We start from the raw sequence: 15,201 nt of genomic DNA on the forward strand, positions 1-15,201 counted from the left end.
GGATAAGGGGATTTGTCGATGATCAACAAGGCTGATGCAAATCCAGATGCGGGAGCGAGCCTGCTCGCGAAGAGGGCGTGTCAGTTGCCGGTGACATATCTGACACTACGCTTTCGCGAGCAGGCTCGCTCCCACCGGGATCTGTGTAATACAGGTCAATGGCCAGCGGTTTTCGAGAAGAGCTGGATGACCACCACACCGAGCACAATCAAGCCCATCCCGAGCATCGCCGGAATATCCAGCTTCTGCCCGTAAAGGAACAGCGCTGCAACGCTGACCATCACGATGCCCATGCCGGCCCACACTGCATACGCCACGCCCACCGGCACGCTGCGTACCACCAGCGTCAGCATCCAGAAGGCGATGGCGTAGCCGACGATGACCAGCACCAGAGGCAATGGCGTGCTGAAGCCTTTGACGGCTTTCATCGAAACGGTGGCGATCACTTCGGCGCAAATGGCAATAGCCAGATAGACGTAAGCGTTCATGTTCAAATCCTCGTGTGAAGCGTTGCTTTCTGAGGCGGCATTCTAGTGAGTGCCCAGATGGGGTAAAGTCATTACCTATCTGTTCTGGAGATGGGTTGCCTGATGGATATGCAGTGGAATCTGGATCAATTGCGCCTGTTTGTGGCGGTGGCCGAACAGCGTTCGTTCTCCGCCGTGGCGCGCCGGCAACACAAGGCGCAATCGGCGATCAGCAGCGCCATCGCGATGCTGGAGGACGACCTCGGCGTCAGCCTGTTCGTGCGCAGCAGCGGGCGTCAGCCGACTCTGACCGAAGCGGGCGAAGCCTTGCTTGAGGAGGCGCGTGAAGTGCTGCGTCAATGCGAGCGCCTGAACGGCCGGGCCATGGCCATGGTGCGCGGCCAGGAGGCGCAGTTGCGGGTCGCTCAGGATGAAGCGATGCCTTATCAGGCGCTGGTTGAAAGCTTCGGTGCGCTGGCCGAGCAGTTTCCGAGCCTGGAGGTGCAACTGACCAGCGCCGCCCAGGGCGAAGTGTCGCGCAAACTGGTGGAGCGCCGGGCTGATCTCGGGTTGCTGTTCTATCACGATGAAATCCCCGAAGCGCTGGAGCGCCGGGTGTTGGGCCGTGTGGAAATGGTCACGGTCTGTGGCGTCAATCATCCGTTGGCCGTGCAGTCTTACGTCACTTGTCAGCATCTGGCGCAACATCGCCAACTGCTGATGTCGACCCAGACCAGCGTCTACCCCGGCAACGAACCGGCCAGTCCGCAGGTCTGGCGCGCCGACAGTTTCTACGTCATGGCCGAATGGCTGGTGCGCGACCTCGGCTGGGCCTGGCTGCCCCGTCATGTGGTGCAGTACTCGGCGTATCAGGGCCTGATGGTGGAACTGGACAGCGAATGGACGCCACCGGCGCTGGTGGTGGAACTGGTCTGGCGTCGTGACGAACCGCTGGGGCCAGCGGCGCGTTGGCTGGCGGAGCGATTTGCCATACACCTGCGGGCGATCGGCGGCAAAAGTCGATAAACTCCGCCGCCATGAATAGAACTCTGTACACCGCGCTGTTTTACCTGGGGCTGCCATTGGTGGCGATTCGGCTTTGGCTGCGTTCGCGCAAGGCGCCGGCGTATGCCAAACGCATTGGCGAACGCTTCTCCTGCGGGATGCCGCCCCTGCAACCGGGCGGCATCTGGGTACACGCCGTGTCGGTGGGCGAAAGCATCGCGGCCGCGCCGATGATCCGCGCGCTGCTGCAACGTTATCCACAACTGCCGATCACCGTGACCTGCATGACGCCGACCGGCTCGGAACGCATTCAGGCGATGTTCGCCAATGAGTCGCGTATCCAGCATTGCTACCTGCCGTACGATTTGCCCTGCGCGGCGTCGCGTTTTCTCGATCGCGTGCAGCCCAGGCTTGCCGTGATCATGGAAACCGAACTGTGGCCCAATCACATTCATCAGTGTGCCAAGCGCGGGATCCCGGTGGCACTGGCCAACGGACGCTTGTCCGAGCGTTCGGCCAAAGGCTATGGCCGGTTCCGCAAACTGACCGCGCCGATGCTCGCCGAAATGAACCTGTTCGCCGTGCAGACCGAAGCCGAAGCCCAGCGCTTCCGCGATTTGGGCGCACGCCCGGAGACAGTCGAAGTCACCGGCTCGATCAAGTTCGACCTGACCATCGACCCGCAGCTGTTGCAACGCGCCGCTGAACTGCGCGGCCAATGGCAGGCGCTGGAGCGTCCGGTGTGGATTGCCGCCAGCACCCATGAAGGCGAAGACGAGGTGGTGCTCAATGCCCATCGCCGTTTGCTGGCCAACCATCCCGATGCGCTGCTGATTCTGGTGCCGCGCCATCCGGAGCGCTTCAACTCGGTGTTCGAGCTGTGCCAGCGCGAAGGTTTCGCCACGGTGCGTCGTTCGACTGGCGCAAATGTCTATGCCGCCACCTCGGTGCTGCTGGGCGACACCATGGGCGAATTGCTGTTTCTCTACGCCCTGGCCGACAGCGCGTTCGTTGGCGGCAGCCTGGTGCCTAACGGTGGTCACAACCTGCTGGAACCGGCGGCGCTGGCGAAACCGGTGATCAGCGGCCCGCACCTGTTCAACTTCCTCGACATCGCCGCGCAACTGCGCAGCGCCGGGGCCTTGGCCGAGGTGGATGACGCCGAAGGTCTGGCGACGCAAGTGCAGCAACTGTTCGAATTGCCCCGCGATGCACAGCGCATGGCGGAAGCCGGGCTGAACGTGATGCGCCGCAATCAGGGCGCGTTGCAGCGCTTGCTCGATGGCCTGGGAAGGTTGATCGACCGCCCATAAAAAACGCAGCCTCAGGGCTGCGTTTTTTGTTCAAGGCCGGGCCTTGAGCTGCTCTTCGGCGGCCTTGGCCAGATCCGGCGGCAGGAAGTCCTTGTCCGGGTTGTAGTCGGCTTTCAGATAACGGGTCAGGTCCTGCAGGTCACCCGGGTTCAACGTCCCCGCCGCCTGCTTCAGGCGCAGGTTATCGAGAATGTAGTCGTAGCGGGTGTTGTTGTAGTTGCGCACCGAGGTGTAGAGCTGACGCTGGGCGTCGAGCACGTCGACGATGTTGCGCGTCCCCACCTGATAACCGATTTCCGTGGCTTCCACCGCGCTCTGGTTGGAGATGATCGACTGGCGGCGCGCCTGCACCTGTTCGACGTCGGTATTCACCGCGCGGTGCAGGTTGCGGGTGTTTTCCACGATCTGCCGGCGCAGGCTTTCACGTTGCTGCTCGCTCTGATCCAGTTGTGCATAGGACTGGCGCACCTGGGAGCTGGTCAGCCCACCGCTGTAGATCGGGATGTTCAGTTGCAGGCCCACGGTGCTCTGCTCGACGTTGCCGTGATAAGGCGTGCCGAAAGCGTTCGGGTTGGAGAAACCGAGGGCGTCGTTGTCGCCTTTTTCGTATTTGGCCACGGCGTCGAGGGTCGGCAGGTGACCGGCCTTGCGCTGTTTCAAGGTCTGTTCGGCGGAGCTCACCGCATAGTTGCTGGCCAGCAGATTGAGGTTCTGTCTGGCGGCGGTGTCGACCCAGGCCTTGGCGTCGTTCGGCGCCGGCGGCAGGATCGGCAGGGTGTGGACGATGCCCTGGATCGAGTTGTACTGACGGTTGGTCAGGGTGATCAGCGCTTCGAACGCATCTTCGACCTGACGCTGCGCGACGATCCGGTTGGCGCGTGCGGTGTCGTAACTGGCCTGCGACTGCAGCACGTCGGTCTTGTCCGACAGGCCCACGTCGAAGCGCTCGTTGGACTGGTCGAGCTGGCGCTTGAACGCGGCTTCTTCAGCCTTGGTCGAGGCCAGGTTGTCCTGGCTGCGCAGGACGTTGAAGTAGCTTTCGGCCGATTGCAGGATCAGGTTCTGTTCGGTGGCCGACAGTTGCAGCGCGGCCTGCTCGTTGACGTCCTTGGCGGCCTGGTACTGGAACCAGCGATCGGCGCGGAACAAAGGCTGCGCCAGCGTCGCCTGATAGGAATGTGCGCTGCGGTTGGCAATGGCCGATGGCTGGTCGATCGAGGTGCGCACGGCGGCGGTTTCGGCACCGCCGGAGAGGTTCGGCAGCAGCCCGGCGCGGGCCTGTGGCACGACTTCTTTCTGGGCACCGTACTGGGCGCGGGCGGCGGCCAGATCGGCGTTGTTGTCGACCGCTTCCTGATAGACGCTGACCAGATCGGTCCGGGTCGACAACGGCGCTTCCGCTGCCCAGACCATTGCGTTGGACGCACAAGACACGGCAACAGCCAGTGAGAGTTTGCGCAGCATGAGGCGATCCCTAGCATGAATATTATGGAAATAATCCGGGCGCCAAAGGTAGGGCGCGGGCACTGCATCGTCAAGGCTTGGCGCCAGGGCGCAGCAGGGCAAAGCGAGTGTAGTTGTGCATTGAGGCGCTCACAATCCTGTCGGCGCCCGCAATTGCGCCATTCATCATGGTGTTTGCCGCGGTGTTGGCGTTCTTTGCCGGTTGTGTCTAGACTGGCCGGGTTCTTGTCGGGGTGCCTTGCTATGAGGCTGAGATCGAATAATTTCGGATCCCGTTGAACCTGATCAGGTTAGCGCCTGCGTAGGGAACAAGATTTCTCGTCACCCGGCGAGTCCTCTTGTGCTTCGTCCGGGAAATTGTTCGACAATCGAACGCTCGACGACGATGCACAGCACCAGTCCTGGTGCGTCCGTGCCTTTCAGGTTCTGCTCCGACAATCCACTGCCTGGATGCTGTCTGGAGAGCCCGTGATGACTACAAAATCTAAAAACGCGATCAACCTGAGTGACTCGGCCAAGGTCGACGAGCAGTCGGTTCAACCGTTCAACCGTTCGCAGAAAGTCTACGTTCAGGGCTCCCGCCCGGACATCCGCGTGCCGATGCGCGAAATCACCCTCGATGTGACTCCGACCGACTTCGGCGGCGAAATCAACGCGCCGGTCACCGTCTATGACACCTCGGGCCCGTACACCGATCCGAACGTGGTGATCGATGTCCGCAAAGGCCTGGGGGACGTGCGTTCGGCGTGGATCGACGACCGTGGCGATACCGAGCGTCTGTCGGGCCTGAGCTCGAAGTTCGGTCAGGAGCGCCTGGCCGATCCGGAGCTGACCAAGCTGCGCTTCGCCCACGTCAACAACCCGCGCCGGGCCAAGGCCGGGGCCAACGTCAGCCAGATGCACTATGCGCGCAAAGGCATCATCACCGCCGAGATGGAATACGTCGCCATCCGCGAAAACATGAAACTGCAAGAGGCCCGCGCTGCCGGTCTGCTGAACCAGCAGCACGCCGGCCACAGCTTCGGCGCGAGCATTCCGAAGGAAATCACCCCTGAGTTCGTGCGCGAGGAAATCGCCCGTGGCCGCGCGATCATCCCGGCCAACATCAACCACGTCGAACTGGAACCGATGATCATCGGCCGCAACTTCCTGGTGAAGATCAACGGCAACATCGGCAACAGTGCATTGGGTTCGTCCATCGAAGAAGAAGTGGCGAAACTGACTTGGGGCATCCGCTGGGGTTCGGACACTGTCATGGACTTGTCCACCGGCAAGCACATTCACGAAACCCGCGAGTGGATCATCCGCAACTCGCCGGTTCCGATCGGCACCGTGCCGATCTATCAGGCGCTGGAAAAGGTCAATGGCGTGGCCGAGGACCTGACCTGGGAGCTGTTTCGCGACACGCTGATCGAACAGGCCGAGCAGGGTGTCGACTACTTCACCATCCACGCCGGCGTGTTGCTGCGCTACGTGCCGCTGACCGCCAAGCGCGTGACCGGCATCGTGTCCCGTGGCGGTTCGATCATGGCCAAGTGGTGCCTGGCGCATCACAAGGAAAACTTCCTCTACACCCACTTCGAGGAAATCTGCGAAATCATGAAGGCCTACGACGTCAGCTTCTCGCTGGGCGACGGCCTGCGTCCGGGCTCGATTGCCGACGCCAACGACGAAGCGCAGTTCGGCGAACTGGAAACCCTGGGCGAGCTGACCAAGATCGCCTGGAAGCACGATGTGCAATGCATGATCGAAGGTCCGGGTCACGTGCCGATGCAACTGATCAAGGAGAACATGGACAAGCAGCTGGAGTGCTGCGACGAGGCGCCGTTCTACACCCTCGGCCCGCTGACTACCGACATTGCACCGGGTTATGACCACATCACCTCCGGCATCGGTGCGGCGATGATCGGCTGGTTCGGTTGCGCGATGCTCTGCTACGTGACGCCGAAGGAACACCTGGGCCTGCCGAACAAGGATGACGTGAAGACCGGGATCATCACCTACAAGATCGCCGCGCACGCCGCCGACCTTGCCAAGGGCCACCCCGGCGCGCAGATCCGCGACAACGCCTTGAGCAAGGCGCGGTTCGAGTTCCGTTGGGAAGACCAGTTCAACCTCGGCCTGGACCCGGACACCGCCCGTTCGTATCACGATGAAACCCTGCCGAAGGACTCGGCGAAGGTCGCGCATTTCTGTTCGATGTGCGGGCCGAAATTCTGCTCGATGAAGATCACCCAGGAAGTCCGCGAATACGCGGCCAACCAGCGGATCGACGCGGTCGACGTGGACGTCGCCCAGGGCCTGGCGGAACAGGCCGAGCGGTTCAAGAAGGAAGGCAGTCAGCTGTACAGGAAGGTTTGATCGGACCTGAGTCCGGCGGCGCTCGCGCCGCCGTCATCGTCGGAACGCCGCCCGGAGCAAGCCCGCTCCCACAGAATCATCGCTGAACACCAATCCTGTGAGCAGCTCAAAACACTGTGGGAGCGGGCTTGCCCGCGATGGCGATCAAAAAAACAACAAATGTCCCTCTGAGATAACACCCTTGAGCATTCAACCCGGTACCTATTCCCCCGATCTCGCCGTGCCCGCCGAAAAGCGTGTGTTCGGCGGTCGCGATCTGTTTTCCCTGTGGTTTTCCCTCGGCATCGGCCTGATGGTCTTGCAGACCGGTGCGCTGCTGGCGCCGGGGCTGGGCCTGTCGGGATCGCTGCTGGCGATCTTCCTCGGCACTCTGGTCGGCGTCCTGTTGCTGGCCGCCGTCGGCGTGATCGGCAGCGACACCGGTCTGTCGTCCATGGCAGCACTGAAACTCAGCCTCGGCAGCAAGGGAGCGAGCCTGCCGGCGCTGCTCAATCTGTTGCAACTGATCGGTTGGGGTTCGTTCGAAATCATCGTCATGCGCGACGCCGCCAGCCTGCTCGGCACCCGAGCGTTCAGCGAAGGTTCGCTGTGGGCGAGCCCGATGTTGTGGACGTTGTGCTTCGGTGCGCTGGCGACGTTGCTCGCCGTCAGCGGTCCGCTGACATTCGTGCGCAAGATCCTGCGCAAATGGGGAATCTGGCTGATTCTCGCCGCCTGCATCTGGCTGACCTGGAACCTGTTCGCCAAGGCCGATCTGGCTGCCTTGTGGGCACAGGCCGGGGATGGTTCGATGCCGTTCGCCGTGGGCTTCGACATTGCTATCGCCATGCCGCTGTCGTGGCTGCCGCTGATCGCTGACTACTCGCGTTTCGGCAAGCGGGCGAAGAACGTATTCGGCGGCACGGCCATCGGATTCTTCATCGGCAATTTCTGGCTGATGAGCCTGGGCGTCGCCTATACGCTGGCGTTCGCGCCGAGCGGTGAAGTCAACGCGCTGTTGTTGGCGCTGGCCGGTGCCGGCCTTGGGATTCCACTGTTGCTGATTCTGCTGGACGAGTCGGAAAACGCCTTTGCCGATATTCACTCGGCGGCGGTGTCCAGCGGGATTCTGCTGCGTTTGAAGGTCGAGCATCTGGCGCTGGTCATCGGTGTGATCTGCACCTTGATCGCGCTGCTCGCGCCGTTGGCGCAATACCAGAATTTCCTGCTGCTGATCGGCTCGGTGTTCGCGCCGCTGTTCGGCGTGGTGCTGGTGGATCACTTCATCCTGCGCAAGCGCAGCGCTCAGGTGGCATCGGCCGCATTGCGCTGGCCGGCGCTGTTGGCCTGGCTGGGTGGCATCAGCACTTACCACCTGCTGGCCAATCTCTATCCGGATGTCGGCGCAACCCTGCCGGCGCTGGTCCTGGCAGGGCTGCTGCAACTGGTGCTGGGCCGGGCTTTCAGTTACGGCCGGGAAACAGCTCGGGTTTGATGATGCCGTTCAGGCGCGGATAAGGGATCTTCAGTTCGACGTGGCCCAGCGCATAAGGCGCGATGGTGGTCACGTCGTACTTGAGGATCACGCCGCCATAGGTCAGTGCCACATGCGGGGTTTTGACGAACGGCCAGTTCTTCACGTACTCCGGTTCCTGATCAAGTTTGGTGCTGATCAGCCAGCTGTTATGCGCCACTTGCGCAGCTTTCCAGAAGGCGTCTTCCTGGCCTGGCACCAACATGTCCGAGAGGCTCAGCACCTTGTGCTGCTGGCGCGAATAGTTGATGAAACCACGGCCCGGCGTGCCGTGCGCGCCACCGGTGTCGAGGTAGCTCGAGACTTCGATAATCACCAGACCGTCATGCTGCTCGCGTACTTTCGCCTGCAAATAGCTGCTGTTGCGCGGCCCGGCGGTGCGCAGGAATTGCTCGCGGTAAGCCGCCAGAGTCGGCGCCACCGGTGCGTTCGGCTCGGTGCGGGTAAATTGCAGCAGGCGTTTTTCGATGATGCCGTCCAGCGCAGGTTCGGCCGGGAAGTGCAGGGTATCAATATTCACCAGCGGGCAGTCAGGGTTGGAACAACCGGGTTTCAGGGTTTCCGAAGCGTCGCGGGTGGTTTCCAGCGGCGTGCGGTAGTTGGGCTGGAACAGGCTGGCGCAGGCGCCCAGGGTCAGGGCGATGGCCGCCACGGAGGCGATTTTGAAAAGCGACATGGGCGTCCTTTCTGAAGCAGGGGAAGGCAAAAAGTTACCGCTTCGACTCTCAACGAAGCGGTCAGTTCGCCACTAAGCTAATTAGAGTGGGTTTCGCCTCCACCGTCCATCCCGCTGACGGTAAAGGGGCTGCATCAAACGTCGCGGGCGCGTTAGGATGGCGCGAAGTCGAGGTGGCCCGTCCCAAAAAAGGAACCTCGTATTGGATCTGCAGTAAACGAGGATGCCCATGACCGATCTTGCCAAAGCCACTCCAGCCGCCATCGACATCGTGCGGCGCGAGCAATGTTACAAGGGCTTCTACAAGCTCGACCGTGTGCATTTGCGCCACGAACTGTTCGCCGGCGGCATGAGCCGCGAGATCAATCGTGAAGTGTTCGTGCGCCATGACGCCGTATGCCTGCTGCCTTACGACGCGCAACGCGACGAGGTGGTGCTGATCGAGCAGTTTCGCGTCGGCGCCATGGGCAAGACCGCCAACCCGTGGCTGGTGGAGCTGGTCGCCGGTCTGATCGACAAGGAAGAAGTGCCGGAAGAAGTTGCTCGCCGTGAAGCGCAGGAGGAAGCTGGGCTCGACATCAAGGCGTTGTGGCCGATGATGCAGTATTTCCCGTCGCCAGGGGGCAGCAACGAGTTCGTGCATCTGTTTCTGGGGCGTTGCAGCACCGAAGGCGTGGGCGGCCTGCATGGGCTGGAGGAAGAAGCGGAAGATATCCGTGTCACGGTCTGGGCCTTCGAAGATGCCCTGCAGGCCGTACGCGACGGTCGGATTGCCAATGCGCCGGGCATCATCGCCTTGCAGTGGCTGGCGCTCAATCGCGCCGAAGTGAGGGGGCTATGGTCGTAAACAAACTGCGCGATCGCTATCGTGTCGACCTTGCGGGCCTGCAGGCCGCCTGCGAGGCCAACTACGCGCGCCTGATGCGACTGTTGCCGGACATGCGCCGCCATCCTGAAGCGCGGCGCATCGCCGTGACCCAGGGCGATCAGATGCTCGGCGTGCTGGCCATCGAAGTGTTGCAGACCTGCCCGTACACCACGACCCTGCAAGTGCGGCAGGAGCACAGCCTGCCGTGGCTGCCGGTGCCGCAGCTGGAAGTGCAGGTCTACCACGATGCGCGGATGGCCGAAGTGATCAGTGCCGAACATGCGCGGCGCTTTCGCGGCATCTATCCTTACCCGAACGCGGCCATGCACCAGCCGGATGAAAAATCCCAGCTCAATCTGTTCCTCGGCGAATGGCTGAGCCATTGCCTGGCCTGCGGTCACGAGTACGCCGCCGTTCGCTAGCGCCGATCGCTTCGATAACTGCGGCAAGTTGTGAACTGCGTCCGGTTCGGCGGTTTCTTCCCGGGGGCATCCCCCAGCATAATTGCGAACCTGTCCGATCCGGCGATTCAGCCCTGGGAGAACGCCTTGCCGAGCGTATCGACTCTGACCACCGCCGATGCGGCGATGCTGGTGCAACTGTCCGACAGTCATCTGTTCGCCGAGGCGGACGGTGCACTGCTGGGCATGAAGACTCGCGAGAGCCTGCAGAAGGTCATTGAGCTGGTGCTTGAGCAACAGCCGCGAATCGATCTGATGATCGCCACGGGCGATCTGTCCCAGGACGGCACACTGGAGTCCTATCAGCATTTTCGCCAGTTGACTGCGCAGATCCAGGCACCGACCCGCTGGATCCCCGGCAATCACGATGAACCGCAGATCATGCAAATGGCCGCGGTGCAGAGTGCGCTGCTGGAACCGATAGTGGACATCGGCAACTGGCGCGTGACCCTGCTCGATTCGGCTGTGCCGGGTTCGGTGCCGGGGTACTTGCAGGATGACCAACTGCAGTTGCTGGCCCGCGCCCTGAGCGAGGCGCCGGAGCGGCATCATCTGGTGTGTTTCCACCATCATCCGGTGTCGATCGATTGCGCCTGGATGGAGCCGATCGGCTTGCGCAATCCGGAAGCCTTTTTCGACGTGCTCGACCGTTTCCCGCAAGCTCGCGCCGTGCTCTGGGGGCATGTGCATCAGGAGATCGATCGCGAGCGCAACGGCGTGCGGCTGATCGCCTCGCCATCGACCTGCATTCAGTTCGAGCCAGGCAGCGAGGACTTCAAGGTCGGCGAACAGGCGCCGGGCTATCGCTGGTTGCGACTGCTGCCGGACGGGCGGATCGAGACGGGTGTGGAGCGTGTCACCGATTTCCGGTTCACGGTCGATTACGGCTCCAACGGTTACTGATTCCGGGGCACAGCGCTGATTTCCCCGGGTGCTGGCCCAACGACCCTCGACTCCCTGTAAACTCCGCTTTCTTTAGCCGACATCCAGGGAGCTCAAATGTCCGGTTCAATCCTCTATATCCACGGTTTCAACAGCGCACCGGCTTCGAAGAAGGCCTGTCAGCTGGTCGAGGTGATGGAGCGGCTGGGTCTGAGCGATCGACTGCGTGTCCCGGCATTGCACCACCACCCCCGGGAAGCCATCGGTCAGCTGGAGCAGGCAATCGCCGAACTGGGCCGGCCGTTGCTGGTGGGAAGCTCGCTCGGCGGCTACTATGCGACTCACCTGGCCGAGCGCCATGGCCTGAAAGCCCTGCTGGTCAACCCGGCCGTCAGTCCGCACCGGATGTTCGACGGATACCTGGGCACCCAGAAAAACCTGTACACCGACGAAACCTGGGAGTTGACCCACGACCATGTGACGGCCCTGGCCGAGCTGGAAGTGCCGGCGCCGCAGGAGCCGCAGCGTTATCAGGTATGGTTGCAGACCGGGGATGAAACGCTGGATTATCGCCATGCCCAGCAGTATTACCGCGCCTGTGCCTTGCGCATTCAGGCCGGTGGCGACCACAGTTTCCAGGGATTTGTTACACAATTGCCGGCATTGCTCAGCTTTGCCGGGATTGGCGCCGATACCTATCAGGCAATCGACTTCAACACACTGTGAAGCCTTGCCCCATTTTCATTGAATCACTGACGACGAGACCTTATGGCCACTCCCAGCGCTAGCTCCTATAACGCCGACGCCATCGAAGTCCTCTCGGGCCTCGACCCGGTGCGCAAGCGCCCCGGCATGTACACCGACACCAGTCGGCCGAACCACCTTGCCCAGGAAGTCATCGACAACAGCGTCGACGAAGCCCTGGCCGGCCACGCCAAGTCGATCCAGGTCATCCTTCACGCTGATCACTCGCTGGAAGTCTGCGACGACGGGCGCGGCATGCCGGTCGACATTCACCCGGAAGAAGGTGTGTCGGGCGTTGAACTGATCCTCACCAAGCTCCATGCGGGCGGCAAGTTTTCCAACAAGAACTACCAGTTCTCCGGCGGTCTGCACGGGGTGGGCATTTCCGTGGTCAACGCCTTGTCTACCCAGGTGCGGGTGCGGGTCAAGCGTGACGGCAACGAATATGAAATGACCTTCGCCGACGGCTTCAAGGCCACCGACCTGCAAGTGATCGGCACCGTCGGCAAGCGCAACACCGGCACCAGCGTGCACTTTGCGCCTGACCCGAAATACTTCGATTCACCGAAATTCTCCATCAGCCGTCTCAAGCACGTGCTCAAGGCCAAGGCCGTGCTGTGCCCGGGTCTGTTGATCAGCTTCGAAGACAAAGGCACCGGTGAAAAGGTCGAGTGGCATTACGAAGATGGCCTGCGCTCCTATCTGGTCGACGCGGTCAGCGAATTCGAACGCCTGCCGGACGCGCCGTTCTGCGGCAACCTGGCCGGCGCCAAGGAAGCGGTCGAGTGGGCCCTGCTGTGGCTGCCTGAAGGTGGCACCTCGGTCACCGAAAGCTACGTCAACCTGATTCCGACGGAGCAGGGCGGTACCCACGTCAATGGTCTGCGTCAGGGGCTGCTCGACGCGATGCGCGAGTTCTGCGAATTTCGCAGCCTGCTGCCGCGTGGCGTCAAACTGGCGCCGGAGGACGTCTGGGAACGCATCGCCTTCGTTCTGTCGATGAAAATGCAGGAGCCGCAATTCTCCGGTCAGACCAAGGAACGTCTGTCGTCCCGCGAGGCGGCGGCGTTTGTCTCAGGTGTGGTCAAGGACGCGTTCAGCCTGTGGCTCAACGCCAACCCGGAAACCGGTCTGGCGCTGGCGGAGCTGGCGATCAGCAACGCTGGCCGGCGTCTGAAAGCGAGCAAGAAAGTCGAGCGCAAACGCATCACCCAGGGGCCGGCGCTGCCGGGCAAACTGGCGGACTGTGCCGGGCAGGATCCGATGCGTTCCGAGCTGTTTCTGGTGGAAGGTGATTCCGCCGGCGGTTCGGCCAAGCAGGCGCGGGACAAGGAGTTCCAGGCGATCCTGCCGTTGCGCGGCAAGATCCTCAATACCTGGGAAGTCGACGGCAGTGAAGTGCTGGCGAGCCAGGAAGTGCACAACATCGCGGTGGCCATCGGTGTCGATCCGGGTGCCGAGGACATGAGCCAGTTGCGCTACGGCAAGATCTGCATCCTCGCCGACGCCGACTCCGACGGCCTGCACATCGCCACCTTGCTGTGTGCCTTGTTCGTCCAGCATTTCCGTCCGCTGGTGGAGGCCGGTCACGTCTACGTGGCGATGCCACCGCTGTACCGCATCGACCTGGGCAAGGAAATCTACTACGCCCTCGACGAAGCCGAGCGTGACGGGATTCTCGACCGTCTGGTGGCCGAGAAGAAACGCGGCAAGCCACAGGTCACCCGATTCAAGGGCCTGGGTGAAATGAACCCGCCGCAGCTGCGTGAAACCACCATGGACCCCAACACCCGGCGTCTGGTGCAGTTGACCCTTGGCGAAGACTTCACTCAGACCTCGGAGATCATGGACATGCTGCTGGCCAAGAAACGCGCCGGTGACCGCAAATCCTGGCTCGAGTCCAAGGGCAACCTGGCCGAGGTCCTGGTCTGATGCGCTTCGGCCCGGTCCTGGCGGGTGCGTTGCTGCTGGGCTCGATGACCGTATCGGCGGAGCCCGTGCAGGAACTGCGCGTGCTCTCCGAGCATCCGGTCGAAGGCATGCGTGGCGGCAACCTCTCGGGGCTGGCCTCGTGCGGCAACGAACTGTGGACGGTTTCGGACCGGGACGACGATCAGATCTATCGCCTCGACACCCGCAACCCGGTCTGGCAGGCCACGGCCGTGCGCATCGATCCGCCGCCGGTGCCCGACAGCGGTTTGCCGTGGGGCATCAAATCGCGGACCTGGGCGGCGTCGTTCGTTCGCGGCGGTGACCTGGATTTCGAAGGGATCACCTGCGACAGTGCCGGCAATCGCTACGTTGTCAGCGAAGGCCACGCCGCCGTATTGCAAGTGCCGCCGCAGGGGCCGTCATCGTGGCTGAAAATCTCGCCGATGATGGTCCGCGAGGCGCGGGCCAGCGGCATGCTGCTGCAGTTCAATGCGATCTTCGAGGGCCTGGCGATCAACCCGGCGGGGGATCAGATGTGGCTGGCCGCCGAACGGCAAAACCGTGGCTTGCTGATGATCAAACGCCAGCAAACGGTGTGGGACTGCGATGGCCGCTGCGTGCTCCTGACTGAAGGCGGAATGGAAATGCAGCCACCGCAGTTTCCCAAGGCCAGACCGGTCAATCGGGACTTTTCCGACCTGTCCCTGTTCAACGGCAAACTGTTCACTCTGGAACGCAACGCTTACCAGATTTGCCGCCGCGATCCGCAAACGGCCAAGGTCGAGCTTTGCTGGTCGTACGCGGCCGAGCTGCTGCAGAGCAATCGTCGTTACGCACAGAATTTCGGACTGGAAGAGGCATTGGTCATCGATGCCGATGGCGCATGGGTTGGCGTCGACAATAATTTCGGCCCCCGTGCCGATGGTGAAGTCCGCCCGATCGTCTGGCGTTTCGCCGCTCCCGAGGGTGGCTGGAGTGCCAGACCTTGAGTCAGCAGCCACCGGGCAAGCACGCCGGTCGGGTGTTGATGATTCTGGCCTGGTGCGCGGCCCTGTTTCTGGCCACACGGTTTTTCGGCCAGTGGGAAGACCGCCAGCGCAATCCCAATGTGGTGGTCAATTCGCAGCAGGTGGGCGGCGTGATCGAAGTGAAACTGGCGGGTAACGCCCAGGGACATTTCGTCGCCAGCGGACTGATCAATGGCCGGCCGGTGGAGTTCATGCTCGACACCGGCGCGACCGACGTGGCAATTCCGGCCGAGGTGGCTAAAGACCTTCGACTGGAAGAAGGTTTCGGTGTGACCCTGAGCACGGCCAACGGCCTGAGCCAGGGCTATCGCACCCGTATCGACCGCCTGCAACTGGGCGACATCGTGCTGCGGGACGTCCGCGCACTGGTGGCACCCGGTCTGCATGGCGATCAGGTGCTGCTCGGCATGAGCGCCCTGAACAAACTTGAATTTACCCAGCGCGGTGGCACCATGCTGCTGCGCCAGACAACGAACCGATGAGGCCC

General features: G+C 62.3%; 14 protein-coding genes and 1 riboswitch. Of the genes, 11 read left to right on the forward strand and 3 right to left on the reverse strand.

From position 1 onward, the window contains the following. Nucleotides 1–155: 155 nt before the first annotated feature. Nucleotides 156–488 carry a multidrug efflux SMR transporter gene (locus ACK6BI_RS00635; protein ID WP_065258738.1) on the reverse strand — a complete coding sequence of 111 codons (333 nt, stop codon included), beginning with the start codon at nucleotides 486–488 and terminating at the stop codon, nucleotides 156–158. 102 nt (nucleotides 489–590) lie between these two features. On the opposite strand from ACK6BI_RS00635, the gene ACK6BI_RS00640 reads away from it, so the two are divergent. Together ACK6BI_RS00640 and waaA are read left to right on the forward strand one after the other, a co-directional pair. Continuing rightward, nucleotides 591–1,493 (forward strand): LysR family transcriptional regulator, encoded by a 903-nt coding sequence (locus ACK6BI_RS00640; protein WP_409315597.1) that lies wholly within the window; start codon nucleotides 591–593, stop codon nucleotides 1,491–1,493. Between the two features lie 11 nt (nucleotides 1,494–1,504). Continuing rightward, nucleotides 1,505–2,785, forward strand: a complete 1,281-nt coding sequence (gene waaA, locus ACK6BI_RS00645) for a lipid IV(A) 3-deoxy-D-manno-octulosonic acid transferase (protein WP_409315598.1) — start codon at nucleotides 1,505–1,507, stop codon at nucleotides 2,783–2,785. A gap of 30 nt (nucleotides 2,786–2,815) precedes the next feature. On the opposite strand, the gene ACK6BI_RS00650 is transcribed toward waaA, so the two are convergent. Then, the gene (locus ACK6BI_RS00650) at nucleotides 2,816–4,249 is read right to left on the reverse strand and encodes a TolC family outer membrane protein (protein WP_409315599.1); all 1,434 of its coding nucleotides are present in this window, start codon (nucleotides 4,247–4,249) and stop codon (nucleotides 2,816–2,818) included. Nucleotides 4,250–4,468: 219 nt separating this feature from the next. Beyond that, a riboswitch (TPP riboswitch) is annotated at nucleotides 4,469–4,574 on the forward strand. A 146-nt stretch (nucleotides 4,575–4,720) separates the two neighbouring features. On the opposite strand from ACK6BI_RS00650, the gene thiC reads away from it, so the two are divergent. After that, nucleotides 4,721–6,610 (forward strand): phosphomethylpyrimidine synthase ThiC, encoded by a 1,890-nt coding sequence (gene thiC, locus ACK6BI_RS00655; protein ID WP_409315600.1) that lies wholly within the window; start codon nucleotides 4,721–4,723, stop codon nucleotides 6,608–6,610. A gap of 181 nt (nucleotides 6,611–6,791) precedes the next feature. Further along, the gene (cytX, locus tag ACK6BI_RS00660; RefSeq protein ID WP_409315601.1) at nucleotides 6,792–8,084 is read left to right on the forward strand and encodes a putative hydroxymethylpyrimidine transporter CytX; all 1,293 of its coding nucleotides are present in this window, start codon (nucleotides 6,792–6,794) and stop codon (nucleotides 8,082–8,084) included. Here cytX and ACK6BI_RS00665 read toward each other — a convergent pair. Continuing rightward, entirely contained in the window at nucleotides 8,053–8,799 is a 747-nt protein-coding gene (locus tag ACK6BI_RS00665; protein WP_065258744.1) for an RsiV family protein, read from the reverse strand. The two genes, cytX and ACK6BI_RS00665, sit on opposite strands and share 32 nt — an antisense overlap. Before the next feature lie 229 nt (nucleotides 8,800–9,028). Between ACK6BI_RS00665 and ACK6BI_RS00670 the strand changes: the two genes are divergently transcribed. The 7 genes from ACK6BI_RS00670 to ACK6BI_RS00700 all read left to right on the forward strand — a co-directional run bounded on the left by ACK6BI_RS00670 (nucleotide 9,029) and on the right by ACK6BI_RS00700 (nucleotide 15,196). Next, the gene (locus ACK6BI_RS00670) at nucleotides 9,029–9,646 is read left to right on the forward strand and encodes an NUDIX domain-containing protein (RefSeq protein WP_409315602.1); all 618 of its coding nucleotides are present in this window, start codon (nucleotides 9,029–9,031) and stop codon (nucleotides 9,644–9,646) included. Continuing rightward, nucleotides 9,637–10,089: a DUF1249 domain-containing protein gene (locus tag ACK6BI_RS00675; protein WP_065258746.1), complete on the forward strand. Its 453-nt coding sequence runs from the start codon at nucleotides 9,637–9,639 to the stop codon at nucleotides 10,087–10,089. Before ACK6BI_RS00670 ends, ACK6BI_RS00675 begins: the two co-directional genes overlap by 10 nt. 126 nt (nucleotides 10,090–10,215) lie before the next feature. After that, on the forward strand, nucleotides 10,216–11,031 hold the full coding sequence (gene cpdA, locus ACK6BI_RS00680) for a 3',5'-cyclic-AMP phosphodiesterase (protein WP_409315603.1): 816 nt from the start codon (nucleotides 10,216–10,218) through the stop codon (nucleotides 11,029–11,031). A gap of 96 nt (nucleotides 11,032–11,127) precedes the next feature. After that, the gene (locus ACK6BI_RS00685) at nucleotides 11,128–11,736 is read left to right on the forward strand and encodes a YqiA/YcfP family alpha/beta fold hydrolase (protein WP_409315604.1); all 609 of its coding nucleotides are present in this window, start codon (nucleotides 11,128–11,130) and stop codon (nucleotides 11,734–11,736) included. A 42-nt stretch (nucleotides 11,737–11,778) separates the two neighbouring features. After that, nucleotides 11,779–13,686: a DNA topoisomerase IV subunit B gene (parE, locus tag ACK6BI_RS00690; RefSeq protein ID WP_409315605.1), complete on the forward strand. Its 1,908-nt coding sequence runs from the start codon at nucleotides 11,779–11,781 to the stop codon at nucleotides 13,684–13,686. Beyond that, nucleotides 13,686–14,675, forward strand: coding sequence for an esterase-like activity of phytase family protein (locus tag ACK6BI_RS00695; RefSeq protein ID WP_409315606.1), 990 nt, complete (start codon nucleotides 13,686–13,688; stop codon nucleotides 14,673–14,675). The genes parE and ACK6BI_RS00695 overlap by 1 nt, the downstream gene beginning before the upstream one ends. Then, nucleotides 14,672–15,196 (forward strand): TIGR02281 family clan AA aspartic protease, encoded by a 525-nt coding sequence (locus ACK6BI_RS00700; protein ID WP_409315607.1) that lies wholly within the window; start codon nucleotides 14,672–14,674, stop codon nucleotides 15,194–15,196. Before ACK6BI_RS00695 ends, ACK6BI_RS00700 begins: the two co-directional genes overlap by 4 nt. Nucleotides 15,197–15,201: the final 5 nt, after the last annotated feature.

Origin of the sequence: Pseudomonas sp. KCJK9016 (assembly GCF_046231795.1) — a bacterium.
In the GTDB taxonomy this organism is placed as follows: domain Bacteria; phylum Pseudomonadota; class Gammaproteobacteria; order Pseudomonadales; family Pseudomonadaceae; genus Aquipseudomonas; species Aquipseudomonas bananamidigenes.

Bases quoted from the DNA above. Each gene is read 5' to 3' on its own strand.
- ACK6BI_RS00635 (WP_065258738.1), bottom strand. From the start codon at position 488: ATGAACGCTTACGTCTATCTGGCTATTGCCATTTGCGCCGAAGTGATC.
- ACK6BI_RS00640 (WP_409315597.1), top strand. From the start codon at position 591: ATGGATATGCAGTGGAATCTGGATCAATTGCGCCTGTTTGTGGCGGTG.
- waaA (WP_409315598.1), top strand. From the start codon at position 1,505: ATGAATAGAACTCTGTACACCGCGCTGTTTTACCTGGGGCTGCCATTG.
- ACK6BI_RS00650 (WP_409315599.1), bottom strand. From the start codon at position 4,249: ATGCTGCGCAAACTCTCACTGGCTGTTGCCGTGTCTTGTGCGTCCAAC.
- thiC (WP_409315600.1), top strand. From the start codon at position 4,721: ATGACTACAAAATCTAAAAACGCGATCAACCTGAGTGACTCGGCCAAG.
- ACK6BI_RS00665 (WP_065258744.1), bottom strand. From the start codon at position 8,799: ATGTCGCTTTTCAAAATCGCCTCCGTGGCGGCCATCGCCCTGACCCTG.
- ACK6BI_RS00670 (WP_409315602.1), top strand. From the start codon at position 9,029: ATGACCGATCTTGCCAAAGCCACTCCAGCCGCCATCGACATCGTGCGG.
- ACK6BI_RS00675 (WP_065258746.1), top strand. From the start codon at position 9,637: ATGGTCGTAAACAAACTGCGCGATCGCTATCGTGTCGACCTTGCGGGC.
- ACK6BI_RS00685 (WP_409315604.1), top strand. From the start codon at position 11,128: ATGTCCGGTTCAATCCTCTATATCCACGGTTTCAACAGCGCACCGGCT.
- parE (WP_409315605.1), top strand. From the start codon at position 11,779: ATGGCCACTCCCAGCGCTAGCTCCTATAACGCCGACGCCATCGAAGTC.
- ACK6BI_RS00695 (WP_409315606.1), top strand. From the start codon at position 13,686: ATGCGCTTCGGCCCGGTCCTGGCGGGTGCGTTGCTGCTGGGCTCGATG.